Source organism: uncultured Methanobrevibacter sp., assembly GCF_947170395.1.
GTDB lineage: Archaea > Methanobacteriota > Methanobacteria > Methanobacteriales > Methanobacteriaceae > Methanocatella.
This window is the reverse complement of record NZ_CAMVTE010000027.1, coordinates 1-25,172: the sequence shown is the minus strand read 5'-3', so window position 1 is coordinate 25,172 and position 25,172 is coordinate 1. Positions and strand designations below refer to the sequence as shown.

Here is a 25,172-nt window from a genome sequence, read left to right as displayed (position 1 = left end):
AAAATATTTTAATTTAATATTTTGACACAAATCATCAGATTATTACAATTTAACACACAGAATTAAATTTTTATAAAAACCGATGAAATTTATTTAAAATAAAAGATAATCTTTTTAAATCCTCAAAAATTTTATTAAACTTCAATATATTTAAATATTTGCTTTAAACAATAGCAAAATCTTTAAAATGAAAAAATATACGATTTGAAAGGAAATTTAATATGATGATATTAAAAAAATATTTTAGTAATAAAATTGATATCTATATATTAATCAAAAGTTAAGGTAAAGAGATATGAAAAAACAAATTGCAATACTAATGCTGGCTATATTAATTGTTGCTCCGTTAGTCACCGATGTCAGTGCATCAAAGACTGTTTTTTTAACTTCAGACAATATTATAGACCAGGATAATGACGTTAAAATGTTAAATTCTATTAAAAATTATATAGAAGAGATTAGTGGTGGAGAACTCCAAGTAATTGTTGATAACCAAGCCCCATCTCCAGGAGAAGGTTATCGTGCAATACAGGTAACAAGTGACATAAGCATATGTTTAGCAGCGGCAGATGCTGGAAACTACTTGCAATTAGGTCAAACTTCAGCGAACAGCAATAAACAGATAATTTTGATAAATACCGGCGACTATGATTTGGATAACCATAGTAACTACCTTAGAAGAGCATGGGACGACAATTATTCCAATGAAAGTTTCATGGGAATGCATGACCCGGGAACATTCCTTAAAAACTCCGGAATCTATTATATTGAACCTATAAAAGAATTCCCTGACAACGGTAAAAACGGTTATATTGACAGATACGATGAAGATATGAACAAACAGATTGCACAAGAAATTGTTGACATTGTCAATGGTCATGGAAACGATACAAAAACATTCAGCGATAATTTAGTAGTTACAAACACAATATCTCCAAAAGTTATGGCCGATGCCAGTAAAGAACTACTTTCAAGCAATGATACCGAAATGAACGGAACTTACGGAAACTATACTGCAGGACAACTGTTGTATCAAACAAGTTCCTACCTAAACGGAAACGGTCTTGACATACCTAAATCATATGACGGTCCGGAGCATCCTATGGGAATTTCATTTTTAGTAAAAGATACTTATTCCATCTATGACTATATTAACATGGCAGGAATCGTCAAAAATTATATGGATGAAAATGGACGAGCTCCAGACTCAATCGAATATCAAGGAGCCCACATAAGTTATTATGACTTACAGTACAACTTTGCGAAAATAACACAAAACCATACTGATGCGAAACACATGGGCTTTGATCATGAATACAAATTTGATAAAGTGAACGATTCAATATTACTCCACATATTCCCATTCATTTTAATTTTATTTGTATTATTCCTTGCATATCTGGGATATAAGAAAATAAGGAGATTTTAAATAATATAACAAACGAAATTATTGTGAGGGAAAATTTATGAAAAGATATATCGCAGAATTAATAGGAACAATGGTACTTGTTCTATTTGGTTGTGGAAGTGCAGCCATAGCAGGTTCTTTTTTAGGTACTCTTGGAATCGCATTGGCATTCGGTTTATCTATTGTTGCTATGGCTTACGTAATAGGAGACATTTCAGGATGTCACATCAACCCTGCCGTTTCAATCGGCATGTGGATTGATGGAAGAATGGAAGCAAAAGACTTAATCTTATATATTGTATTCCAATGTATTGGTGCAATTATCGGTATTGCAATTCTTGCAGTTATTATTAACTCAGCACCACTTCTTGGAGGATACGCTGCAACAGGATTAGGTCAAAATGGATTTGGCTCCGCTTCAAGCGTTGGACTTAATGTTGTAGGAGCAATTATTGTAGAAATTATTTTAACTTTTGTATTTGTATTTACTGTCCTTGGAGTTACAAAAAAAGCAGAAAACGGAGCTGTTGCAGGTATTGTAATTGGTTTAACACTTGCATTTGTACACATTATGGGAATTCCATTGACCGGTACTTCAGTCAACCCTGCCAGAAGTTTAGCACCGGCACTGTTCCTTGGCGGTCAGGCCTTACAACAGGTATGGGTATTCATATTGGCTCCAATAATAGGTGCAGTAATTGCAGGTTTATTACACAAAGGACTAATAACAGAGGATGCATAATCCTCTAAACTTATTTTTTTAAATTTTAATACTTCCAATGTATTTATAACCCTTAATATCATCAACATTTTTTATTTTAAACTCAAAAGTATCTTTGTTAGAAACATACAAATGAGCCAAAGCAATCCCAACATCAATAGGATTCCATTTTTTAAGCACCTGTCTTTTCAGGATATTTTGTTTTACCTGAAATACATCAAAACCATCTTCAGCATGTCTGAAATGCCATGGCTGAGAGTTAATAGCTGAAGGCGCCAATTGAGCAGGCTTTAACCTTTCATCATCAAAATCACATATTTCAGACAGCTTTTTTCTTTTAAAGTCTGAAAGGTCACGAGTCATTTTTTCTGATTTTCCAAAAGCCATCAAAATGACAAAATCCGGATTTTTACCTTTAATCGAACCCAAACCGACCCAACAGTTTCCAATTCCAATGCTTTGCATGTAAAGTGAAACCTGCTGGAAAACAAATCCGATATTTTCAAGATAATTATCTTTCTTTTGGGAATATAAAGCCAGATAATATGGTGCACTCCAGCGAGTACGTATATTGACCTCTTCTTTAGTGAATATTTCATAATAATATTCAATACTCTCATTTAATGGTTTTGCATTTGATATGAACTCCTTGATTTGGCTCATATCTATTTCCTCATCAGTGTAATTCCTACAGGACTTTCTTATATAAATTTGATTTTCCAAATCCAAATTAAATCACCAAACTAATTACCTAAATTAAAATTTAAATAACATATAATTAATAAATTTATATAAGGTGAATATATGAAAATTGTTGTTGCAATTGGAGGATCAATTTTATTAAAGGAGTACGACTGTACAAAATTCCAACAGTACAGCGCTATTTTAAAAGACTTGTCTAAAGAACATGAACTGTTCGTGGTTGTAGGCGGTGGAAAACCTGCAAGAGACTACATTGGAGTGGTTCGTGATTTAGGTGCCGGAGAAGCACAGTGTGACGATATTGGAATCGAAGTTACAAGAATAAATGCAAAATTATTGTTATCTGCACTTGGTGATGCAGCATATCAAAGAGTACCACATAACTTCCAGGAAGCTTTGGAATTCTCAGCAAGCGGAAAAATTATTGTTATGGGAGGTACCGAACCTGCACACAGTACCGATGCAGTATCAGCCATTTTAGCAGAATACATCAATGCAGACAAACTTATCAACCTTACTTCCGTAGATGGAATGTATACTAAAGATCCAAATAAATTTGATGATGCGGAACTTGTACCTGAAATTACCGCTACAGATTTACTTGACTTTTTAAGCGGCAAAGACGTGAAAGCAGGAACCTATGAATTCTTTGACACAACCGCAGTCCAGATGATTAAAAGATCCAATTTGGAAACCGTCATCACTAACGGTTTTGAACCTGAAAATTTAATTAAGGCAGTCAACGGAGAAACCATAGGAACCAGAGTCATAAATGAATAGGTGGAAAAGTGGAAAATCTAATAGACATTGGTTTGAATTTAATGCATTCCTCCTTTAGAAAAGACAGAGTGGAAATAATAGAAGAAGCGAAAAAGGCTGGAGTAAACCAATTTATCATTACTGGAACCAATGTACATTCAAGCCAGCTAGCCAGTGAATATGCTTCCAAATATCCCGGAACATTATATTCGACAGCAGGAGTGCATCCTCACGATGCAAAAACATGTAACGGACACACTCCTTTTGAAATAGAAAAGATATCAAAAAACGATTGTGTCGTAGCTATTGGAGAATGCGGTCTTGACTACAACAGGAATTTTTCACCGCAGGATTTGCAGAGAAAATGGTTTGAAGCTCAAGTTGAAATAGCTGAAAAATTAGATATGCCACTATTTTTACATGAACGGGAAGCGCATAAAGACTTATATGACATATTGAAACGACATGACAGCATTGTTGAAAAATCAGTTGTCCATTGCTTTACCGGAACAAAACAGGAAGCTCAAAATTATATTGATTTAGGATGTTATATTGGAGTTACCGGATGGATTTGTGATATGAAACGTGGAAGGGATTTGCAGGAAGCTGTAAGTGTGATTCCACCAGAAAAACTCATGATTGAAACAGATGCTCCATTCTTAATACCTAAAAATTTTGATAAAAAACCGAAAAAGAATAGAAATGAACCTAAATATTTACCTCACATCCTCAATACAATTGCAATGTGCATGGGAATGGATGCGGAAGAACTCGCAATTCAAGTTAACAAAAATACTAAAGAATTTTTTAAAATATAGGAGATGAAAAAATGGCAGTAGAACCTCACAAACATTGTCCGATATGTGGAACACCAATACCTTTAAACGAACTTGTCTGCTCACCGGATTGTCAAAAAGTCTGGGATGCAAGATTAAATCAAACCAAAAGGTCCAGATTAATTCTATACATAGTTATCGCAATATTTTTAATCGTTTGGGCAATCATGACATTTATGAAATAGTGATAAAAATGATTTTAACCTCAGCAAACACATTGGAATCCAGAGAAATAATAGATTACAAAGGATTAGTGACTGGAGAGTCATTAATCGGTTCAAACATTTATAAAGATTTTTTTTCTGGTGTTCGTGATGTTGTGGTTGGGAGAACTTCCCAGTATGAAGTGGAACTTGAAAAAGCAAGAAATGCTGCTCTAAAAATTATGGAAGAAAAAGCTGAAAATCTTGGTGCCAACGCAATAATCGGCCTTAAAATTTCCTACGACAATCTTGGCGGAACCATGGGGAATACTATTCTTGTAACAGCATACGGTACCGCAGTCAAATATGAATAATATGAATTTTAGAGAAAGAGAAGTAAAAATTACATATATTAAAGAAGCGCTAATATGTATCGCTTTCGGTACCGCTATTGGTCTTGGAGTATATGGAATTTTTTTACGCCTTCACATTGCCATTTTCGGTTGGAACTTGGGATTGATATTTGCCCCACTAATTGCAGGATATGCTGAGACATATCTGGCAAATAAAATCATCGGATCAGATATAGGTGCAATAAGCGCATATATCCTTTTCATAGATACGACATTTTACAGTTTTATTTTGAAAAATCCAACATTGGGCGTAAATATCATTACATTCGGTTCGATAGCGATTATCCTACAAGCCGCATTTCCAACATTAGTTAATTATATTTTATTGGTTGGAGGATTGGGAATCGTTTCTTACTTTTTAGGAATTTTCAAAAGAGTTACAACATATATTTACGTTAAATTCGAATACATTTATTATAAACACATTATCAAAGAACCATACGAAGTGGTAATTGAAACCGTGAAAATTTTCGATGAAAATGAAAGCAATAAACGAATAAACGATTTGGATTTCTTTTTTATTACAAGCACTGATGTTACAGACAAACCTATAACCAATTTGGGCCAATTCCATGCAACCGTCATACTTGAGAAGGACAAACGGTTAGTTCATGCAGACCAGAAAAAGGTTGAAGATACAACACTGTACCTTCTTAAAGAAGCAAAAGATGACTGCCTAATAAAATTAGCTGAAACCATCAAATCATCAGGTGGAAATGGCATTATGGATTTGGAAATCGAATACGGTCTTATCGGACTGGGTGGAGACAGTTATAGAATCAGTACAATGGGCATGGGCATTTACTTGGAATAATCTAAACAAACTTTTAGCCCCATCGAAAATACAAAAAGAGGGCAATTTTAACCTTGAATTGAAAAAACCTATTTCTTTACAGATTAAATCAACAACATTAAAACGGTTAATTTTATAAAAAAATTAATAAAAAATCTATTAAAAAATCTTTTTTCTTGCATTAAAGTTGTAAAAACATTTATATAAAGATTTAAACATATAATTATCCACTCATTATGAAATATTAATATTATTATTACATATTTCTAAGAAAATTCTCATAATGAGAACAAAGAAGGTGTAAATATTTCGATGAAAAAAACTGCATTATTGCTTTCTGTTGTTCTAATGTTTTTCTTATTGATAGGAACCATCAGTGCATCAGAATTGAATAATGCAACAAGTACAGATAACTCTAATTTAAATGTAAATCAGTTATCATCAAATATGATTGAAGAATCCCCTTTAGGAGATTCCGTTTCGGATGAAAACATTTTAAACAGTGCTGCGAACAAAGACGATGTGCAAATTTCTGCAGGCAATACGTCAAAAGACAGCACAAAAATATCCGTAAGTCCTGCCCGTTATTCACAATCCCACACTGTTTTTAAAATTGTTTTAACAGACAGCAACGGCAATCTATTGGAAAACAAAACCATTAGTTTTAAAATTAATAGTAAAACCTATAGTGCCACCACAAAAAGCAATGGTGCCGCATATGTTACAGTCAACTCCCTGAAAAAGGGAAGCTATACTGCAACTGCCACATTTAAAGGAGATGACAATTATGAAAAGTCATCATATTCCGGTGCGGCAAAGGTGTGGTCATCAATTTCTGGAAGAATCGACTTGGTGAAAACATATGGAGTTGAAAAATACTATGAGGCAACATTTTGGAAAGACAACGCTAGACTGGCAAATACAAATGTCAAATTCACCCTTAACGGGAAAACATATACCGTTAAAACAGATTCCCAAGGTGTTGGCAAATTAGCTACAAACCTTAACCCAGGAAAATATACTATCAAGTTATATAATCCATATTCAAAGGAAACAACTTCAAACACAATAACAGTTAATAAAGACAGTTCAAAAATTACAGGAGCAAAAAATACATACATACTTCCTAAAACAAAGTATTCTTATTCCATTACATTAAAATCTGGACAAGGAAATGCAATTAAAAATGCTAAAATCACATTCAGATACAACTCAAATCAAGTAACCGCTTCAACTGATGCGAACGGGAAAGCAACAATTACTATTCCCGCTCTTTCGAAAGGTACTTACACATTAAGTTATCAATACAGTGGAGACAGCAGATACAACTCCGTTTCAGGATCAAAGAAACTGTATGTTACAGATTCAACCACCACATTAAAGTCAAGCCCTTTAAAAATGGAATTTAGGGACGGATCTAAATTTTCTGTAAAAGCAACTGACTCTTCAGGAAAACCTTTAACCAATAAGGACATCAAGTTTACTTTAAATAAACAAACAACCACTTCCACTACAAACAGTAATGGAGTGGCTGAATTATCTGTAGGAAACTTGAAACCTGGCACATATACCGTCAAGTATTCATATTCAACTGAAGGATTAAGTGACTATAACACCCAATCCAATACAATTACCATTTCAAAACAAACATTGACATTAACAGCAAATGATTTGGTAATGAAATATAATGATGGCTCCTCTTTTGTAGTGAATGTAAAAAACAAAACCGGAGGCAATCATAAAAATGGTGTTGTTCAGTTTACAATTAATGGAAAAACATCCCAGGTCACTACAGATGCAAATGGTAATGCCAAATTACCAATAACCGAAAACATTGGATATTATCAAATTTCTGCTCAAACAGTGGAAACAACCTATACAAAATCACCAAAAATAACCAAATATGTGCTGGTTAATGGTACACGATTTGTAGCTAGCGATATGGCTATTCCTGTAGGTACATCCGGTGAATTTTCAGTTAAATTAATTGATGGTCAAAATAAGCCTGTTGTGAGTAAAACTGTTAAATTTACATTGAATAGCAAAACTCAATCTGTACAGACAGATGCAAGCGGTATTGCAAAACTTCCTGTCTCAGGATTGGCAAAAGGAACTTACACAGTAACATATACTGATGGATCAGCATCAGGCACCTCAAAAATTAGTGTTGCAGATAAAGTTTCACTGAAAGATGTTATTACAGCATCTCAAAACGTGAAAAAATTCATTGAAGCTAATGGAGAATTGCCTGCCACAGTTTCAATAGGCGGAACAACCTATTCAACTGCAGTATTTGTATACTTAGCATCCCAAGCCATCATCAACTTGGATGGTAATAAAAAAACAGACATAGATGTTAAAAATGTAAATAATCCTACCAGCCCACAGGCAGCAACCAATTTAGGTAATTTATATGATTATCTTTCAGTTGCAAAAAGTATTGTAAACACTGCAAATTCAAAAGGAACAATGCCCGATTCAGTGAGTTCAAAAGTTGGAACTATCGGATATAACGGTTTGGTTTATGCCATTGCTCGTGTAGTTGCATTTTATGGAGACTATTCAATTATGCCTAACTACGTAACCATTAAAACCTATGGTTCATCCAGTTCCAGTTCTTCTTTAAACTCAAAGAACACAATAACTGACTTGAAACCTTACTTAGCCGCTTCCACTAATTGTCAAGTGGGTAACGCTGCAATTAAATCATTAGTCAATTCACTTACTTCTGGTTTAACAAGCGATACTGCAAAAGCAACAGCAATTTACAATTATGTACGTGATTCAGTATCTTACAGTTTCTATTATAACACAAAATATGGAGCTGTCGGCACTTTAAATGCAAAAACAGGTAATTGTGTTGATCAATCCCATTTATTGATTGCTATGTATAGAACAGCTAATCTTCCGGCAAGATATGTTCACGGAACATGCGTATTCTCAAGCGGAAGTACATACGGTCACGTTTGGACTCAAGTATTAATCGGCGACACTTGGATTGTAGCAGATCCAACAAGTACAAGAAATTCATTTGGAAAGGTCGTTAATTGGAATAATAATAATAACTATCAGCTCAAAGGTTATTTCCCAAGTATTGCATTCTAATTAACCTCTTTTTTTCTTTTTTTATTATCCCTCGTTTTTTAAATCAACTTCATTTCCTGTTAATGATGTATGAATTTTAACTATATATTTCAATGTCGTACCTACCAAAACAGCAGATATTATAGTGCCCAAACCCACACTTCCAAAAGAATGTATCAATATCAAACATGTAACAGCCGAAATGACTACCATAGTAATATCAAATCCAACCTTTACCTTAGGAAATGGCTTATCAAATACAATGGAAACTGCCTGCATCGCCCCTTCTCCCGCAAGAGGAATCAGATTCGCAGGCAAATACAAAAATATTCCGAATGCAATAACAACCACACTGATTAGCAAATAGATTAATGAAATTATGATGTTTCCAGATTCTGGGATAAAGGAGAGCAGATAGACAGAAAAACTGGTAAAATAACCGAAAATTATTCCAACAAAAACCTGTGCAAAATTTTCCCATCCGAATTTGTCCCTTAAAAGAATGAATTGAATCAAAACTAAAATACAGTGAAAAATAATGGTTGCAAGACCTATTTCAACACCCCAGATAACAGTCATGGTATATGGAATCGTACTTACAGGAGATATGCCCATATTCGATTTAATTGAAAATGCTATCCCCAAAGTCATTACAAATAGACCTATAAAATAAGAAACAATATTTTTGACATTCATAATTCAATATAATTAATAACTCCAAACCCAAATATAAACTTAATGAAACCTTAACCAAATAAAATGCTTTAAGTAATTTATATGTAATTAAAATAAAGTTAAAACAAAAAGAAAAAGGTGATTGAATGGAAAACGTTACAGCAGAAATGTTCGACTACATCAATCAACAGCTGGATAAAATCGAAAAGGAATATGGAGTTGAAATCCTCTATTGCATCGAAGCGGGAAGTCGTGGATGGGGGTTCAACAATGATGAATCGGATTATGACGTGAGATTTATCTTTAAAAGACCCCTAAAAGATTATTTGACAATCAACTCCAAAAAGGACACTATAGATTACTTTGATGGAGAGCTGGATTTTGTTGGTTGGGATATTACAAAAGTCCTTCATCTGCATTGGAAAAGCAATCCAAACTTAAGAGAATGGATAAAACAAAAAAATGTTTATCGCGGAGATTGTGATTTCCTAAATAACTTACCGGAATTTAATAAAATAACTTTAAAATATCATTATGGAAGTCTTGCATACAACAATTGGAGGCGAAACGTCATCGGAAAGGAAAACGAAATGACAAAAAAGGTAACCAAGACATATCTCTATGCAATCAGATGCATTCTTGCATGGATTGTTCTGGATGACGGCAATGATGCGCCAATCGAAATCGATGAACTGATGAAATACTTCATTGATGACGACCGCATGGGAACAAGGTTATTTGCAGACATACTGATGTTGATAAGCTATTATAAAAGCAACTGCGAGAAAAGTAAACCTGATGAAAGAGGTATAGAAAATATTACCCATTTCATTGTAACTTACCTTGAAATCCTAAAAGCAGACAAACCAAAAATAGAAGAGTTGCCAGACATAGAAATTTTTAACAAGAGATTAAGAGAAATATTATTATAACAAGGTGAAAAAATGATTATCGATGGAAAGCGTTCCTTAGCACATGTTGAAAAAGTAGCATGGATCAAACCTATCGAGGGAGCAGACAATATTGAACTTATTGGAGTTCTCGGATGGACATGCATTGCTAAAATTGGAGAATTCAAGGAAGGTGACCATTGTGTATATATTGAAATCGACTCAAAAGTCCCGGAAAAGGAATGGTCTGAATTTCTCCGAGCAAAAAAATTCAAAATTAAAACAATGAAACTTGGAAAATTCAATGTTATTTCACAGGGCCTTGCACTGCCTGTAGATTTCTTCGATGTTGAAATTCCAAAACAGGAAGGCACTGACGTAACTGAATTACTTGAAATCAAATATTCAAACCCTGATGATCAAAGGCGAAAAAGTGATGGTCCAAACGAGATTGAAGAGGCTTCAAATGAAATATTTGAAAGTTCTTGGGCAAAATGGTTAATGAAGAGATCCTGGGGGAAAGATTTAATGTTTTATCTATTCGGCACTCCAAAGGATGTCAGCAAGCGTTTCCCAACCAAATTTGACTACATTTCAAAAACTGATCAGGAACGTTGCGAGAATATGCCTGAAATACTGAAGGATAAAACTCCATTTATCAGAACACAAAAATGTGACGGCTCTTCAGCAACATATATCCTTGAAAAAGTGAAATCAAGTTTTATAAAAACTGAATATGAATTTTATGTGTGCTCCAGAAATATGAGAATATTCAGAAAGGATGATGACCCATTGGTTGATTCAAATGACTACTACTGGGAAATGGCCGAGAAATATGAAATTGAAGAAAATCTGGAGGACTACCTTAAGCAAAACAAGGACTGCAAATATGTTTGCTGGCAGGGTGAAATCTGTGGACCGAAAATTCAGGGAAATCCGCAGGGATTACATGAAAATCACTTGTTCTGTTTCCATATGATTGATAGTGAAAAAGGCGTATTTGACATAAGGGAAGCTAAAAAATACTGGGACATTTACGATATGGAAAGTGTGCCGATTGAAAGCATGACCTATATTCTTCCTGATGATTTTGAAGAATTCAAAAAGACCGCTGATGGAAACTACGATTCCAGCGTATGTGAAGGTCAAACTGACCGCATCCGTGAAGGTTGGGTTTACTACAAAACAAACGACCCAAGTTTCAGTTTCAAAAACATCTCAAGAAAATACCTTCTAAAAAAAGATGAATAAACGTTTTTGAGCAAGATATTGCTCAAAAATCTAATTTTTTTAAGGCAGAACACCCAACATTTTCAATGCCATATAGAACACAAGAATGGAAAATACTATTTTTAATTTCTTTTGCGGAACCTTATGGGCCATTTTAGCGCCCAATGATGCCATTGGAACTGAAAAACAGGCTATTAAAATAAAATTAATAATGCTGACATAGCCAATTGAGTACGGAAATGTCGAAACTCCCCATCCGGATACAACATACGATAAAAATCCGCCAATTGCAGTTAGGCAAATAAAAACAGAAGATGTTCCGATAGCTTCTATTAGTGAAAAACCCAAAAGTGCAGTCAATATTGCAATTAAAAATACTCCTCCACCAACACCCAACAGACCTGATGAAAAACCAACCAAAAGACCGATAATTGCTGTTGTAAGCAAATTGAATGGAATTCTGGCATCTTCCCTTTCCTTGTTGATATCAACGATATTTTTGAGGGTTATAAAAAGCAATAAACATCCAAAGATTATTTCCAAAACTCTTGAAGGAAGTCCTGAGGCTACAAATCCTCCAATCGCACCGCCAATTATTCCAAAAATACCCAAACGAATCCCTGGTTTAACAATATCATCCAAGTTTTTGGAATGTCTATAAGCACCGCTTAGAGATGTTGGAACGATAATGGCCAAGCTTGTACCAAATGAAATTAAAATAGCCAAACCAGGTTCGACCCCAATATACTTTAACAGAAAGTATTGGAGAGGAACAATTAAAAATCCCCCACCCACACCTAAAAGGCCGGATGCAAATCCTGCACAGATACCTATTAAAATTAAACCTATGAAATATTCGATTGGAAACATAAACATCATTTATTTAAAGTATTAATATTAAATTATTGTTAATGAAACTTAATAAAACTATCCTGATTGGAATTCTATTTATATTATTTGCTGGTGTAATCTTCATCACCGATGCATTAACTCCAATCATAAGACCAATTACATATTTATTCCTGATGGGATCATCAAAAGGAAAGGACATTATCTTTTTTGGACTGTTAGGATTATTTTTAATACTGTCTCAGGTAATTGAAAAGGATATTGACACAACCAAATACCTGAAGATTTCAATAGTGATTGGTTTTGTAACATTAGTTTTAGGAATATTTTTGGAAGTCCTCTTTAGGCTGCAAATGGGCATTAAGCTTAACACTATTTTTGCATCTATGACTAGCACAATGAGTACTACAAGCATTTTGCATACTCACCTATTAAAGTCCATTTTAGGAGAGGTTTTAACTCAGATAATTGGACCTTTTATTGGAAGTGGCATTAACACAGGCGTTGGTCTATATCAGTACCTTCCAAGTTTCAGTTTTTTAGTAATTTTACTCATTCCAATACTAGTCATGACCATTGTCCTAGCAAGTCAAAAAAGACCATGGTGTATAAATTTATTGCTTGCTTTCTTTTCAAGTTGCCTGATTATTGGAATCATAGACGGAGGCATGTTTGCAACACCCTCTTATGTCGGACTCTTTGGACTTTACCTGATATATAGAAACGGTTATTACATAAATTACATTGTTGGGAAAGTACTGAAAGATGAAAAATTACTTACAGAAAACAAAAAGAACCCTCCGGTTTACAAAAATCGAAACTTCAGCAAAACAAGATTAATATTTAACCGATGCTTAATTTATTTTGTTGTGATTTTATTCGTATTATTACGCTTTACTGTGGCTTTTGCTGGGGCAGAACCGGATTATTATACTGTAGAAGTTGCAAATCCCACCCAAGACATTGATTTGGCAAACATCAATGTCGAATCAATAAGTCATGAAAATCAAACCGGTTTAAATAAAACAGTTTATAAAATTGATTCCTCATATAACGAAATGCAACTTTTAAATGACCTGAAGACTCCTCTGAACAATTCCTGTGAGTATTATACCGTTTCATGGAACATCTATTCATATTTATGATGATACAATGAAGAAACTTTATTTAATTTTACCGATCCTGGCGGGAGTGATGTTTGGGTCAAGCGGAATATTTGTGCGCACTTTAACCCAAAATGGAATCGATGCAACCACACTTCTTTTTTTAAGGTTTTCAATAGCCATAATCCCCATATTAATGGCAATACTTTTAACCGACAGGCAATTAATCAAGATAGATTTATCTGACATCCCCCTATTCATAATCTGTGCAATATGCATCATAGGGCTGAATTTATGTTACAACGAGTCAATGAACACAATTCCATTGTCCCTTGCAGCAGTTCTGCTGTCACTGGCACCAATTTTTGTACTTATATTTGCATACCTTCTTTTCGGTGAAAAAATCACATCCAAAAAGCTAATTTGCATGGTATTGGCAATATTCGGATGTCTGCTTATGACAGGAGTTTTGGAAGACAGTTTAACTTCAATTCCAATATTTGGAATAGTTTCAGGAATTGGAGCGGGACTGTTCTGGGCAGTATATCTTATGGCTTCAAAAAAATCAATTGAATGTGGAAACCATACATATACCATTTTGATTTATTCCGTTGTTTTCATTTCAATCGCTTTAACCCCCTTTACAGATTTCAGCCAGATTGGCGAGTTTGTTTCAATCAATCCGACATTAACAATACTGTTTTTAATACTGCACTCCACATTTTCATTTGCACTCCCATATATCTTTTCAACCTTGAGTCTGAAATATATCGACTCCGGAACCTCTTCAATTTTGCTTTCGGGAGCAGAACCCTTTGCTGCATTGATGTTTGGATTTTTGATATATTCTGAAGTACCGACAGCGCTGATGTTTTGCGGTTTTATCTTAAGTATCATTGCAATGATGATGCTGTCAAGAAAAGAAAGTGAAATTGAAAACTAAAGAGAGAGGTGCATTTCAACTGTAAATGTATCACAACCAATGTATTTAAAAATAACCGATAATAATATTTATTTTAACAATATAAACCATATTCATTCTTCAATTAAAAAAATAAAATCATCAAGCTTGACAAATCAAGAACATATTGAAAATCCTCATTTACTAGGCGAGAATTTTCATACAGTAACTGAGCAATATCAAGCTAAAATGGAAAGTGAATATTGAAAATAATTTTTTCAAAAAATCTGAAAATGTTAATCAATATTTTTTAAAACCAACAAATAAAATCTATGATATTTACAAACGGCGAATTTTTTAAAAATGTGAAAATTATCAAAAAAAATGTTGTCTTGGAAAAAAATTTCTTCCCAGATAATTAGAAAAAACGCCTCAAATCAAAAATCTGACATTTTTTGAAAAGATTTATTAGTTTATAAAATAAATTTTTAACTATGATATTCAGCATTATCATACCTACATACAATGAGGAAGAATACCTCCCAATTTTACTTGAAAGTATAAAAAGCCAAAATTTCGATGACTATGAAATTATTGTAGCTGATGCGAACTCAAAAGACAGAACCAGAGAAATTGCTGAAGAATACGGATGTGTAGTTGTTGATGGTGGACTTCCGGCTGTAGGTAGGAATAATGGTGCGAGCGTTGCAAAAGGTGAGTATTTACTGTTTCTGGATTCTGATTTGAAACTTACTGACGAATATCTGAGAAATGTTTTATATGAATTTAGAATGGAAAGGCTTGGAATAGCAATAACCCAAATGGAACCTATGTCCAATAAGGTGGAAGACAAGCTGTTCCACGATTTTGCAAATTATTTCATGATCAGCGTTGAAAAGATAAAGCCCCATGGTGCAGGATGCTATGGGATAATAGCCAAAAGAGAACTTCATGAAAAATGCGGAGGATTTGATGAAACCCTGACATTTGGTGAAGACACTGATTATATTGAAAGGTTGGCTAAAGAGGAACGCTTTAGAGTGCTTAGAAATGCAAAAATTGGTGTTTCCACAAGACGTCTTGAAGAGGAAGGAATTGAAACGCTAATCCAACAGTATGGAAAAAGTACCGTAAATGATTTTTTAGGAAAAAGAACAGATGCCAGCGAACTCGACTACAATTTTGACCATGGAAAGAAAAGACTTTCCAAATCAAGATTTAAAAATTTGGAAAAAAGAGCCGAGCAAATCAACGAAATAAAGGAAAACTATGACAATTCAATGAACAGAATCAATACCCTAAGAACAAGCGTAAAAGCACAACATCGCAAAAGAAGCAAAAAAGTTGTCTTTTACTGTGTTTGTGGTGAAGGAATGGGTCATGCAATAAGAACTGGAGTTATCGTTGAGCGAATAAAGGAAAAATATGACGTTTACATATTCTCAAGCGACCGGGCATATGAATACTTGAGTTCCAAATTTGACAATGTTTATGAAATCGGCGGATTCAATACAGTATATATCAACAATAAGGTAAACAACCTAAAAACCCTTGCGGATGCAATAAAAAGAAATCCGACCAACATCAAAGTAGGATATGAAAATCTATACAAAAAAGCAAGCCAACTGAAACCCGATGTAATCGTTACCGATTTTGAAATATATGCAACAATGGTTTCAAAACTTAGAAACATACCTTTAATCAGCCTGGACAATATCCATATGATTACACAAACCAAAATAGACTATCCAAAAGATCATATCGGAGAAATGCTTAAGGCTAAGGGAGTAATTAAAACATATGTCGTCAATCCAAAAATACATATACTGACCAGCTTTTTTTACCCAAAAATAAAACCTCGAAAAAATGCCGTAATCTATCCCCCTATCATTCGGGAGGACATCTTAAAGTTAAAGCCACGTGAAGGAAATCACATTGTGGTTTATCAGACAAGCCGTGAAAGTGAAAAACTTGTTCGCAAACTCAAAGCACTTAAAAATGAACAGTTCATCGTTTATGGATTTAATAAAGATGAAATCGATGGCAATTTAACCTATAAATCCTTTAACGAAGATGAATTCTATGATGATTTGGCCTCAGCAAAAGCAGTTATTTGTAACGGAGGATTTACATTCATTTCCGAAGCGATACATCTCAAAAAACCAATATACTCTGTTCCGGCCATTGGAAACTTTGAGCAAACATTAAATGGATTTTACGTTCAGAAGTTAGGTTATGGAGAATATCATGAAGTCATGAGTGCTAAAAGAGTAGCCAATTTCTTAAAAAGACTTCCAAAATATCAGAAAAGATTAAGCAAAGTTAAAAAGACCAATAATGACGGAATAGTTCGTGAACTAATTTATAGAATTGAAAAATATTCCAAACTGTAACACCACCACAAGTAAAAACAACAACCATACATCAATATTTACTTCAAAAAAATTGTATTAGATAATTATTTAAATAATAAGAAACATAATACTCGTTATTCATGTAAAGAATTTATTTAATATGCTTTAAAAGCAATATTACGAAGTGAGAACAATTTTACCAATATAAAGCAATGGATGAGAGATTATGTTAAAAAAATTGAATAGTACATATGAACTAAAATGTCCTGAAAAAATTGAAAAATTCATTGAATCAAATAAAATTACACTAAAATTACTTGATTCAATAGAAACTCCTCTAAATAATTATTTTCCAAATTCAAAAGTTAGTCTAGAATTATGTGACAAATTAGAGTGGACCGATGATACCAAATTATTGGTAAACATCAATGTTACTGAAAAAATGTTTTTTAATGGAATTTTAGACAATTTTAATGGAATATACAAAGAAATTCAACCAATTTTGGATGAATATGTAAGTACCATTGTTCTTTTTCCGGAAATAGAAAACAAGAATTTAGATGCTGTAAAAATGAATAGCAACAGCACAGTTAACTTATTGGCCAGGACAGCCTATTTTAACACATACACTGACTATGAAATTGAAAAAGAAATCACTTTAAGAGACATTCCTAAAAAACAACAAAAAGAAGAAATCATTCAATATTGTAAAACTCACGACATTATTGACTCTTGGGACATTTCAGATGAATTAAGATTAGAATCTAACGACGTAGAAGAAATTTTAGAAGAATTACTTGAAGAAAAAATAATAGAAAAATGGGAATAGTGATATAATGACAACCTACACCAAAAAAGGAGATAAATTAAAAGGCAACAAAATTAAATGTGAAGCAAGAAAAATTAGTAATCCTCGACCTGTTAATAAATCCGGACGCCACAAAACCCAACAAATTGATTTGAGAGATCATGCAGAGTGCATAATTGAAAAAGAATCAAAATATATAGCTAAAAAGAACAAATAATTTCCAATTAAATCACCATTGAAAACTATCCAATCACTTAAAAAAATAAAAAAAGAATGATTAATAAAGTAAATTACTTCAATTAATCATGCATGAGCAACTATAAGGTTACGCCCATTTCCAATTGTTCTGTTAATTCTTTGTACCTGTTACGAATAGTAACTTCAGTTACACCTGCAATATCTGCAACATCCCTTTGTGTTTTTCTCTCACCGAGCAAAACAGATGCTATGTATAATGCAGCAGCGGCCACACCAGTAGGACCTCTTCCTGAAGTCAATCCTTTTTCCATTGCTTTTTCTATAATTTCAATAGCTTTGGATTGTGCTTCACCGGAAAGTCCGAGTTCAGATGCAAATCTAGGAACATAATCAACCGGGGAAGTTGGCGGCAATTTAATGTTCAATTCACGAGTCAAGAAACGGTATGTTCTTCCAACTTCTTTTTTGGTAACTCTTGATACTTCAGCAATTTCATCCAAAGTACGTGGCACGTTACAACGTCTGCATGCAGCATATAGAGAAGCGGCAACTACGCCCTCAATACTTCTTCCTCTGATTAATTTGTTATCTACTGCACTTCTGTAAACTACAGATGCTGCTTCCCTTACAGATCTTGGAAGACCTAATCTTGAGGAGTCACGGTCAAGTTCACTTAATGCAAATGCAAGGTTTCTTTCGGTTGCACCGGAAATCCTGATTTTTCTTTGCCATTTTCTCAATCTGTACCATTGAGCCCTGTTTCTTGCAGGAATATCACGACCGTAAATATCTTTGTTCCTCCAATCAATCATGGTAGATAAACCTTTATCGTGAATAGTGTAGGTAATTGGAGCTCCTACTCTTGTACGTTTGTCTCTTTGTTCATGGTCGAATGCCCTCCATTCAGGACCCATATCAACAAGATTTTCATCAATAACCAAACCACAACGTGCACAAACAACTTCAGCTCTTTCGTAGTCCCCTATCAATTCGGTAGAACCACATTCCGGACATATAGTTTGTTTGTCTTGTGCATAAGAATCTTCTTGGGTTTCTTGTTGTCTCGCTCTTCTGCGTCCTCTTCTTGGCATTTCTTCTACTTTTTGTGTCGTGTTCTCATCCTCCTTTTTCTAGACTTTTTGGATTTTGGTTTCGATACAAACAGTTTTTCACCACAGTTTTTCTCAATTTCATTCCTATTTGCTGATTTGAATAGGCGAATAGAAATGTAGGGTCTTTTCGTTGGCCCGAATACATAGCCGACCTTACCAATTTTATTCTTTTTGCTGTTATAAACAATTGCACCTGGTGAAGGTGTTTTATCAGATCGTGCTATTAATTTTCCAGAATTTGCTATATGCAAACTATTACCTAAAAATTTCATAAAATCAAACTTAAAATCAAATCTGTATCACTTATATAATTAGAAATAGGTTATATATAAAGGTATCGATATCTTTATATATAAACATTAATCCCTATTTAAATGTTTTTCTATTTGAGTCCGGTGATTTCACCCAAGGTTTTACCACTATTTATACTCTCGATAATGCCTGCCTCTTTTATCTTTACGGCCAGTGTGGCAACCATTGTCTTGGCAAACAACTTGCGAGGAATTACAACAATTCCGGATTCATCACCAAAGAAAAAATCTCCAGGATTTATAATGGTATTCTCAACCTCAATCGGCTCATTTAATGTGCCCAAACCTAACGGAGAGCCTGCATTCGGACAGAAATTGCTTGCATATACAGGATAGTCCATATAAAGCAACGCATCCAAATCCCTGGCGGAACCATAAATTACTGTTGCCTTTATGCCATTGTCACGAGCGCAACTTGAAGCCAATTCACCCCAAATTGCATTATCCTCATTGTCTACCTTAAAAAATAGGACGTCTCCTTCTTCAGCATTGTCAATAGCCTGTGCAGATGTTCCCCAGTCATCACTTGTAGTTTCTGCAGTAAAGATCTTACCCCAAACCTTCCTGTTATTGATAGGTTTTATATTCTGTATGGTGCCTGACCGGGAAGAAATCCCATTATATGCATCGGAAATCTGGCAGGATGACACATTTTCAAGCAGGGACTGCAGATTTATAAATTTATCATAATTCTTACCGTTAAAACTTAAATCATCAATAGTCACATCTTCCAGGTTAATTTTATCCACATCGATGCGTTTTTTCAAACTTTTATTCTTATTTAAAATATCTTTCGGACCTAATGACATAAAATCATCACCATCTAAATAATAATATATACGATATTATTAAAATACATTGCAAATCATATACCACAGTTTATATATTAGTTTTTATAAATTAATTAATTGTAGTATTAGACAAAATACTTAAAATTATTATACACTCACAAGAGTTTATTACATATCATTATTACAAATTATTATTAATTTAATTCAAAGACAGGAGAAAATCAATATTAAGGAAAATAAATGTTAAATAAAGTTTAAAAATTTAAATAAAACAATCTAATTAGAAAATATTAGTTAACCTTAATAGCAAACTCCTGAATGTATTGGCTCTTTTTTTAGTGTATATTAGGTCTAAAGACTGTGAAAATAAGTTTATCGTATAATTTATGCACATTTACAAAAATCATAAATTATCCCGATTAAATTAAGCTTAGGAGGCTTAAAAATGGGAAAAGGTGAAGAATTAACAACAACAAAATATTTAATCCATGCTCAAATTACAGCTAATGGAATTGTTGAAAAACCTGATGTTGTCGGTGCAGTATTCGGACAAACTGAAGGTTTGCTCAGTAACGATTTAGACTTAAGAGAGCTCCAACGTACTGGAAGAATAGGAAGAATACAAGTTAACATCCATTCCAACAGCGGAAGAGCAAAAGGTGAAATCGTTATTCCATCTAGTTTAGATAGAGTTGAAACTGCCATACTCGCAGCATCTCTAGAAACCATTAATCGTGTCGGACCTTGTGAAGCCGAAATTAAAACTTTAAAAGTTGAAGATGTAAGGGCTGTCAAAAGAGAACAAGTAGTCAACCGTGCAAAAGAAATCTATAAAAACATGGTTGAAAGCGTTGGTCCTGCCAGCATGAAAATGATTGAAGAGGTAAGGGAAGCAATGAGAGTTCATGAAATCTCCGAATACGGAGATGATCGCTTGCCTGCCGGCCCTAGTATCCACACATCCGATGCAATTATAGTTGTTGAAGGACGTAGCGATGTTTTAAACTTACTTAAATACGGAATTAAAAATACAGTAGCCGTTGAAGGCGTCAGTGTTCCAAAATCCATTGGAGAATTAAGTAAAAAAAGGACAACCACCGCATTTGTTGATGGAGACAGAGGCGGAGAATTAATCCTAAAAGAGCTTTTGCAAATTGGTGACGTTGACTACATTACCCGTGCTCCAAAAGGAAAAGAAGTGGAAGACTTAGAAAAAGACGAAGTATTAATTGCACTCAGAGATAAAGTTCCTACAACCCAATTTTTAGCAACAAATAACATTTTCTCTGAAAACAATAAAAAAGATAACAAAAGACACGACAGACGTCATAAAAAACAACACAACAAATACTCCAAACGTGAAGAACCACGCGCACAAGAACCGGTAATCGAAGATGATGAAGTTACCTTAATGAAAGACATGCTTAAAGAATTCGAAGGTACCGGCAGCGGAGCTATTTTAGATGAAGCATTAAATATGACTAAAGAAGTGGAAGTGGAAGAAATCTATGAAGAAATCAAAAACATAGACGGATCTGCCGAAGCAGTTATCTTTGACGGTGTTATCAGCCAAAGGCTGGTTGATGTTGCATCACAAAAAGGAATTAAAAAATTGGTTGCATTTAATTCAGTAAATATTGTTAAAAAACCAAACAATATTCAATTAATTACAATTGACTAATGAGAATACAATATTCTCATTCATATTTTTTATTGCAAAAACATAAAACTAAATAATATAATGTTTAAATATTATATAGGATTCGGAAATTGGAGGTAAAAAATGAATATCAATATGGATAATTATTACAGTACCAGAAAAAACGTTTTTGAAAGAATTCAGGAATCTAGTACTGCAACTAAATTACTCATGTCACTTTTGATGGCATGTTTGACTGGTATAATGGCTCAAATCATTATTCCGCTCCCATGGACTCCAGTTCCTATAACTGCACAAACATTTGCAGTATTATGTTCTGGTTTATTTTTAGGTAAAAAATATGGTTGTTTAAGCCAAATCTTATATATTGTACTTGGAATTGCATTTATACCATGGTTTGGAGGAATGACCGGTGGACTTGAGATATTCTTAGGTTCAACCTGCGGATTCTTCATTGGTTTTGTAATTGCATCATACTTTATAGGATACATTACTGAAAGATATGCAAAAGCACGTAATTTTACAAGAATGGCAATCGTTATTGGAATTGCAAACTTTGCATTAATTTATATTCCAGGATTGGCAGGTCTTGCATTATGGTCCGGCCTTACTCAAGCAGCACCATTAGGTGTTGTTGATTTATTGATGATGGGTCTTGTTCCGTTCATTGCAGGAGACATTGTAAAAATATTAGGTGCTGCTTCAGTATCTAAAGCGTTTTTACCAAAAGACTAAAAAAAAAGTTTTTATAACTTTTTTTCTTTTTTTATTTTAACTGATTTAAATGAAACTTGTTTTAAGAGGACATCACTTGTTATGCCTTAAAGGTTTTCAGGGATATGGATACGATGAAAACTTTGTTGAAAATATGAAGGATGTCAATTTAAAAAGGAAACTGCACTCAACCAAAATCTCCCTTACAGATTCACCCGATGACATCTGCAAAGCATGTCCAAATCTGAAAAACGACATTTGTGAAAACGATGATCAAAACAAAAGAATCGTTGACATGGACAGAGAAGTTCTGAAAAAAATAGACATGAAAAAAGAATATGATGCACCAAAATTATTTGAAAAAATAGATTCCATATTCAATACTAAAGAAAGCGTGTCTAAAGTTTGTTTTAAATGTATATGGCATGACAAATGCTTATTTTATCAAAAATTATAATATTACCGATAGGTTTAAATACTACATGATAAATATATATTATTGTTGTATATGTACAACACATTATAGTCCCGTAGGGTAGTGGTAATCCTTCTAGGCTTTGGACCCGGAGACGGCGGTTCGACTCCGCTCGGGACTATTTTCAACTAACTATTTTTATTGATATTTTATGAAAAAGCTATTGCTTATTGGAATCGATACAAGAAGTATGCTTAACAGCGCATTGAAACTTGATTTTGAAATTTTCTCCACAAGTTATTTTTCCTCATCAGATACTCCTCAAATCAAAAATCAGAAAATCATATTAAACGAACAGGAAAATCAAAGCTGCGGCATTTTTGAAGATCAATTCAACAGTGAAAACATTTTAGAAATTTCTAAAGATTATCTGGACGAAGTTGACTACATCATACCTATCTCAGGCATTTCCCCATCTGATTTTTCAAACAAACACAAAAAGAAGATTTTGGGAACAAAAGATGTTGAAAATATTGAGGACAAATACAGATTCTATAAAAAAATTAAAGATGAATTCCTAACTCCCAAGACTTTTTATATAACTGATATAGATGAAGCAATTGAAATAAATGGGAATTATGAAGACCTTCAATTTATTTTAAAACCCATTAAAGGAAGTGGGGGTTATGACATTAACCTATTGAATAATGAAACAGAATATGAATTTAGTGAAGGAGAATACATATTACAGGAATATGTCTCAGGAATCAATGTAAGTTCATCACTGCTTGCAAGTGAAAGTGATGCAAAAACAATCATCAACACACGACTACTGACCCAGCATGATTTTGAAGCCAACAACTGTTTCATATATGCAGGAAATATACTGCCCTTAACAAACGAATCAATTATGGCTGATGTCAATGACATTGATGAGATTAATGCAAAAATGGAAATCACATCTGAAAAATTAGCCCATAAATTTAATCTGCTTGGATCAAACGGTGTTGATTACATCCTTAATGAAAACGGATTATATGTTATCGAAATCAATCCAAGGATTCAGGGAACATTCGAATGTGTTGAAAAATCTTTAGGAATTAATATGCTGGATGCCCATATCAAAGCTTGTCAAGGAGAGATTATCAACATTCCAAAACCAAAATGTTATTCCTATAAAAAAATAATTTACTCACCAAACAGAAACAAATTCGAAAAAATAGACTTAAACAACATTTATGACCTGCCTCATGTCGGTTCAATCACTGAAAAATCAGAGCCATTACTAACAATAATTGATAAAGATAGCGATTTTGAAAAATTATATAAAAAAGTAGAATTGACAACTCAAAAAGTTCAAAATGCAGCTAGAAAAAGCCAACTAGATGTAAAATAAATAATATTACTCCCAATGTAATCATAAAAGTAGTTGCAATCATCCCATAAGTTATCCAAACAAATACTCTTGCCTTATTATCTGGGTCTTTCATAAATTGGTCTATAGGATTCCTTTTCATTTTAACACCGATTTTCTTGAATTTCTAGTAAGAAATTTTTTTACAGTAACTCAATAATAAAAATTATTTTTAAAAATAACAATTAAATTAACCTTTAATTAAAAAAATAAATAAAAATAGAAGAAAATAAAAAGATAAGAGAAAAATTTAAGCTTCTGCATTTGAAGCTTCTTCAGCTGCTGCAGCAGCCTTTTCATTCTTCTCAATTGTTGATCTAATCATTTTCAATCTAACGAAGTTTTCCCTTTCCATTTCTTGGAGTCTCATATCAATATACTTTTCAGTATTTTGGAATCTTGGAATCATAATGTGTTCCAAAGCATTTACTCTACGTTTAGTAGCTTCGATTTCTTCAGCGAGCAGATAAATTGTTTTTTCTACTTCACCCAGTTCGATTAAATACTTGATAGATTCCTCGAATTTTTTAGCAGCTTCGTCTAATTGAATTGTAGTGTCAGAGAATCCGTAACCCCTATCAATAATGGATCTTTCTTCCATTTTGACATCAGTTACAGGTACTGATACTCCCATAACACTTCTTGAAGTAATGTCAACTTCAATAGATTCTTTAACAGATAATGCTGCTTTTCTAACAGCCAAATCACCCATTGCAATTTGAGCTTCAAGTAAAGCGTCGTTTGCTTCTTTTAGACTGAGTTCTGCGTTTTCACGAATACCTTTGACACGATCCAAGATATCAAAAAACTCTTTAATTAAAGCATCCCTTTTCTCTTTGAGTAAACCATGCCCTTTAACAGCAAGTTTAGTCCTGTTTTTAAGAGATA

General features: G+C 33.6%; 26 protein-coding genes and 1 tRNA gene. 20 read left to right on the top strand and 7 right to left on the bottom strand.

Annotated features, from left to right (window positions below; all coding sequences use genetic code 11):
* Positions 1-295 precede the first annotated feature (295 nt).
* Both Q0W04_RS08010 and Q0W04_RS08005 read left to right on the top strand, forming a co-directional pair.
* Positions 296-1,429 carry an adhesin gene (locus tag Q0W04_RS08010; protein ID WP_298501801.1) on the top strand — a complete coding sequence of 378 codons (1,134 nt, stop codon included), beginning with the start codon at positions 296-298 and terminating at the stop codon, positions 1,427-1,429.
* 37 nt (positions 1,430-1,466) lie between these two features.
* Positions 1,467-2,150 carry an MIP family channel protein gene (locus Q0W04_RS08005; RefSeq protein ID WP_298501798.1) on the top strand — a complete coding sequence of 228 codons (684 nt, stop codon included), beginning with the start codon at positions 1,467-1,469 and terminating at the stop codon, positions 2,148-2,150.
* 18 nt (positions 2,151-2,168) lie between these two features.
* Here the strand turns inward: Q0W04_RS08005 and Q0W04_RS08000 are convergent, their stop codons facing one another.
* Positions 2,169-2,858 (bottom strand): nitroreductase family protein, encoded by a 690-nt coding sequence (locus Q0W04_RS08000; protein WP_298501796.1) that lies wholly within the window; start codon positions 2,856-2,858, stop codon positions 2,169-2,171.
* A 75-nt stretch (positions 2,859-2,933) separates the two neighbouring features.
* Here Q0W04_RS08000 and pyrH point away from each other — a divergent pair, with 75 nt between their 5' ends.
* From pyrH to Q0W04_RS07970, 6 genes are all read left to right on the top strand, one after another.
* Positions 2,934-3,611: a UMP kinase gene (gene pyrH / locus Q0W04_RS07995; RefSeq protein WP_298501794.1), complete on the top strand. Its 678-nt coding sequence runs from the start codon at positions 2,934-2,936 to the stop codon at positions 3,609-3,611.
* A gap of 8 nt (positions 3,612-3,619) precedes the next feature.
* Complete coding sequence (locus Q0W04_RS07990) at positions 3,620-4,408, top strand: TatD family hydrolase (RefSeq protein ID WP_298501791.1); 789 nt, start codon at positions 3,620-3,622, stop codon at positions 4,406-4,408.
* An 11-nt stretch (positions 4,409-4,419) separates the two neighbouring features.
* Positions 4,420-4,611, top strand: coding sequence for a DUF2116 family Zn-ribbon domain-containing protein (locus Q0W04_RS07985; RefSeq protein ID WP_298501789.1), 192 nt, complete (start codon positions 4,420-4,422; stop codon positions 4,609-4,611).
* Positions 4,612-4,619: 8 nt separating this feature from the next.
* A complete protein-coding gene (locus Q0W04_RS07980) occupies positions 4,620-4,943 on the top strand; it encodes a YbjQ family protein (RefSeq protein ID WP_298501786.1) in 324 nt (107 codons plus the stop codon).
* A gap of 1 nt (position 4,944) precedes the next feature.
* Positions 4,945-5,796 (top strand): hypothetical protein, encoded by an 852-nt coding sequence (locus tag Q0W04_RS07975; RefSeq protein ID WP_298501784.1) that lies wholly within the window; start codon positions 4,945-4,947, stop codon positions 5,794-5,796.
* A gap of 291 nt (positions 5,797-6,087) precedes the next feature.
* Complete coding sequence (locus Q0W04_RS07970; protein ID WP_298501781.1) at positions 6,088-8,880, top strand: Ig-like domain-containing protein; 2,793 nt, start codon at positions 6,088-6,090, stop codon at positions 8,878-8,880.
* Positions 8,881-8,904: 24 nt separating this feature from the next.
* Here the strand turns inward: Q0W04_RS07970 and Q0W04_RS07965 are convergent, their stop codons facing one another.
* Positions 8,905-9,555 carry a YitT family protein gene (locus Q0W04_RS07965; RefSeq protein ID WP_298501779.1) on the bottom strand — a complete coding sequence of 217 codons (651 nt, stop codon included), beginning with the start codon at positions 9,553-9,555 and terminating at the stop codon, positions 8,905-8,907.
* 125 nt (positions 9,556-9,680) lie between these two features.
* Between Q0W04_RS07965 and Q0W04_RS07960 the strand changes: the two genes are divergently transcribed.
* Positions 9,681-10,466 (top strand): DNA polymerase beta superfamily protein, encoded by a 786-nt coding sequence (locus tag Q0W04_RS07960; protein WP_298501776.1) that lies wholly within the window; start codon positions 9,681-9,683, stop codon positions 10,464-10,466.
* 12 nt (positions 10,467-10,478) lie between these two features.
* Positions 10,479-11,675, top strand: a complete 1,197-nt coding sequence (locus Q0W04_RS07955) for an RNA ligase family protein (RefSeq protein WP_298501773.1) — start codon at positions 10,479-10,481, stop codon at positions 11,673-11,675.
* A gap of 39 nt (positions 11,676-11,714) precedes the next feature.
* Here the strand turns inward: Q0W04_RS07955 and Q0W04_RS07950 are convergent, their stop codons facing one another.
* Positions 11,715-12,524: a sulfite exporter TauE/SafE family protein gene (locus Q0W04_RS07950; RefSeq protein ID WP_298501771.1), complete on the bottom strand. Its 810-nt coding sequence runs from the start codon at positions 12,522-12,524 to the stop codon at positions 11,715-11,717.
* Positions 12,525-12,565: 41 nt separating this feature from the next.
* Between Q0W04_RS07950 and Q0W04_RS07945 the strand changes: the two genes are divergently transcribed.
* From Q0W04_RS07945 to Q0W04_RS07925, 5 genes are all read left to right on the top strand, one after another.
* Entirely contained in the window at positions 12,566-13,648 is a 1,083-nt protein-coding gene (locus Q0W04_RS07945; RefSeq protein WP_298501769.1) for a hypothetical protein, read from the top strand.
* Positions 13,649-13,655: 7 nt separating this feature from the next.
* Positions 13,656-14,549: a DMT family transporter gene (locus tag Q0W04_RS07940; protein WP_298501766.1), complete on the top strand. Its 894-nt coding sequence runs from the start codon at positions 13,656-13,658 to the stop codon at positions 14,547-14,549.
* A gap of 452 nt (positions 14,550-15,001) precedes the next feature.
* Positions 15,002-16,900 (top strand): MJ1255/VC2487 family glycosyltransferase, encoded by a 1,899-nt coding sequence (locus tag Q0W04_RS07935; RefSeq protein WP_298501763.1) that lies wholly within the window; start codon positions 15,002-15,004, stop codon positions 16,898-16,900.
* Between the two features lie 187 nt (positions 16,901-17,087).
* Complete coding sequence (locus tag Q0W04_RS07930) at positions 17,088-17,690, top strand: hypothetical protein (RefSeq protein ID WP_298501760.1); 603 nt, start codon at positions 17,088-17,090, stop codon at positions 17,688-17,690.
* A gap of 7 nt (positions 17,691-17,697) precedes the next feature.
* Positions 17,698-17,886, top strand: a complete 189-nt coding sequence (locus Q0W04_RS07925) for a hypothetical protein (RefSeq protein ID WP_298501757.1) — start codon at positions 17,698-17,700, stop codon at positions 17,884-17,886.
* Positions 17,887-17,986: 100 nt separating this feature from the next.
* On the opposite strand, the gene Q0W04_RS07920 is transcribed toward Q0W04_RS07925, so the two are convergent.
* The 3 genes from Q0W04_RS07920 to Q0W04_RS07910 form a co-directional block, all read right to left on the bottom strand.
* On the bottom strand, positions 17,987-18,958 hold the full coding sequence (locus Q0W04_RS07920) for a transcription initiation factor IIB (RefSeq protein ID WP_298501755.1): 972 nt from the start codon (positions 18,956-18,958) through the stop codon (positions 17,987-17,989).
* Between the two features lie 5 nt (positions 18,959-18,963).
* The gene (locus Q0W04_RS07915) at positions 18,964-19,251 is read right to left on the bottom strand and encodes a Gar1/Naf1 family protein (protein WP_298501753.1); all 288 of its coding nucleotides are present in this window, start codon (positions 19,249-19,251) and stop codon (positions 18,964-18,966) included.
* Positions 19,252-19,361: 110 nt separating this feature from the next.
* Positions 19,362-20,099: an RraA family protein gene (locus Q0W04_RS07910; RefSeq protein WP_298501750.1), complete on the bottom strand. Its 738-nt coding sequence runs from the start codon at positions 20,097-20,099 to the stop codon at positions 19,362-19,364.
* A 427-nt stretch (positions 20,100-20,526) separates the two neighbouring features.
* On the opposite strand from Q0W04_RS07910, the gene dnaG reads away from it, so the two are divergent.
* The 5 genes from dnaG (at position 20,527) to Q0W04_RS07885 (ending at position 24,266) form a co-directional block, all read left to right on the top strand.
* Positions 20,527-21,762 carry a DNA primase DnaG gene (dnaG, locus tag Q0W04_RS07905; RefSeq protein ID WP_298501747.1) on the top strand — a complete coding sequence of 412 codons (1,236 nt, stop codon included), beginning with the start codon at positions 20,527-20,529 and terminating at the stop codon, positions 21,760-21,762.
* A gap of 108 nt (positions 21,763-21,870) precedes the next feature.
* On the top strand, positions 21,871-22,476 hold the full coding sequence (locus Q0W04_RS07900) for a biotin transporter BioY (RefSeq protein WP_366938641.1): 606 nt from the start codon (positions 21,871-21,873) through the stop codon (positions 22,474-22,476).
* Between the two features lie 49 nt (positions 22,477-22,525).
* Positions 22,526-22,912, top strand: coding sequence for a DUF1284 domain-containing protein (locus Q0W04_RS07895; RefSeq protein ID WP_298501741.1), 387 nt, complete (start codon positions 22,526-22,528; stop codon positions 22,910-22,912).
* 67 nt (positions 22,913-22,979) lie between these two features.
* A tRNA-Gln gene (locus tag Q0W04_RS07890) sits at positions 22,980-23,051 on the top strand.
* A gap of 30 nt (positions 23,052-23,081) precedes the next feature.
* A complete protein-coding gene (locus Q0W04_RS07885; RefSeq protein ID WP_298501739.1) occupies positions 23,082-24,266 on the top strand; it encodes an ATP-grasp domain-containing protein in 1,185 nt (394 codons plus the stop codon).
* Between the two features lie 268 nt (positions 24,267-24,534).
* On the opposite strand, the gene Q0W04_RS07880 is transcribed toward Q0W04_RS07885, so the two are convergent.
* On the bottom strand, positions 24,535-25,172 hold a 638-nt coding region (locus Q0W04_RS07880), incomplete at its 5' end, for a V-type ATP synthase subunit D (protein ID WP_298501736.1).

What these genes read in the sequence shown, in the direction of transcription:
- Q0W04_RS07985 (WP_298501789.1), top strand. Translation starts at nt 4,420, where the DNA reads ATGGCAGTAGAACCTCACAAACATTGTCCGATATGTGGAACACCAATA.
- Q0W04_RS07955 (WP_298501773.1), top strand. Translation starts at nt 10,479, where the DNA reads ATGATTATCGATGGAAAGCGTTCCTTAGCACATGTTGAAAAAGTAGCA.
- Q0W04_RS07925 (WP_298501757.1), top strand. Translation starts at nt 17,698, where the DNA reads ATGACAACCTACACCAAAAAAGGAGATAAATTAAAAGGCAACAAAATT.
- Q0W04_RS07970 (WP_298501781.1), top strand. Translation starts at nt 6,088, where the DNA reads ATGAAAAAAACTGCATTATTGCTTTCTGTTGTTCTAATGTTTTTCTTA.
- Q0W04_RS07915 (WP_298501753.1), bottom strand. Translation starts at nt 19,251, where the DNA reads ATGAAATTTTTAGGTAATAGTTTGCATATAGCAAATTCTGGAAAATTA.
- Q0W04_RS07895 (WP_298501741.1), top strand. Translation starts at nt 22,526, where the DNA reads ATGAAACTTGTTTTAAGAGGACATCACTTGTTATGCCTTAAAGGTTTT.
- Q0W04_RS07940 (WP_298501766.1), top strand. Translation starts at nt 13,656, where the DNA reads ATGAAGAAACTTTATTTAATTTTACCGATCCTGGCGGGAGTGATGTTT.
- Q0W04_RS07920 (WP_298501755.1), bottom strand. Translation starts at nt 18,958, where the DNA reads ATGCCAAGAAGAGGACGCAGAAGAGCGAGACAACAAGAAACCCAAGAA.
- Q0W04_RS07980 (WP_298501786.1), top strand. Translation starts at nt 4,620, where the DNA reads ATGATTTTAACCTCAGCAAACACATTGGAATCCAGAGAAATAATAGAT.
- Q0W04_RS07950 (WP_298501771.1), bottom strand. Translation starts at nt 12,524, where the DNA reads ATGTTTCCAATCGAATATTTCATAGGTTTAATTTTAATAGGTATCTGT.
- Q0W04_RS07885 (WP_298501739.1), top strand. Translation starts at nt 23,082, where the DNA reads ATGAAAAAGCTATTGCTTATTGGAATCGATACAAGAAGTATGCTTAAC.
- Q0W04_RS08005 (WP_298501798.1), top strand. Translation starts at nt 1,467, where the DNA reads ATGAAAAGATATATCGCAGAATTAATAGGAACAATGGTACTTGTTCTA.
- Q0W04_RS07960 (WP_298501776.1), top strand. Translation starts at nt 9,681, where the DNA reads ATGGAAAACGTTACAGCAGAAATGTTCGACTACATCAATCAACAGCTG.
- dnaG (WP_298501747.1), top strand. Translation starts at nt 20,527, where the DNA reads ATGGGAAAAGGTGAAGAATTAACAACAACAAAATATTTAATCCATGCT.
- Q0W04_RS07935 (WP_298501763.1), top strand. Translation starts at nt 15,002, where the DNA reads ATGATATTCAGCATTATCATACCTACATACAATGAGGAAGAATACCTC.
- Q0W04_RS07975 (WP_298501784.1), top strand. Translation starts at nt 4,945, where the DNA reads ATGAATTTTAGAGAAAGAGAAGTAAAAATTACATATATTAAAGAAGCG.
- pyrH (WP_298501794.1), top strand. Translation starts at nt 2,934, where the DNA reads ATGAAAATTGTTGTTGCAATTGGAGGATCAATTTTATTAAAGGAGTAC.
- Q0W04_RS08010 (WP_298501801.1), top strand. Translation starts at nt 296, where the DNA reads ATGAAAAAACAAATTGCAATACTAATGCTGGCTATATTAATTGTTGCT.
- Q0W04_RS07945 (WP_298501769.1), top strand. Translation starts at nt 12,566, where the DNA reads ATGAAACTTAATAAAACTATCCTGATTGGAATTCTATTTATATTATTT.
- Q0W04_RS07910 (WP_298501750.1), bottom strand. Translation starts at nt 20,099, where the DNA reads ATGTCATTAGGTCCGAAAGATATTTTAAATAAGAATAAAAGTTTGAAA.
- Q0W04_RS07965 (WP_298501779.1), bottom strand. Translation starts at nt 9,555, where the DNA reads ATGAATGTCAAAAATATTGTTTCTTATTTTATAGGTCTATTTGTAATG.
- Q0W04_RS07930 (WP_298501760.1), top strand. Translation starts at nt 17,088, where the DNA reads ATGTTAAAAAAATTGAATAGTACATATGAACTAAAATGTCCTGAAAAA.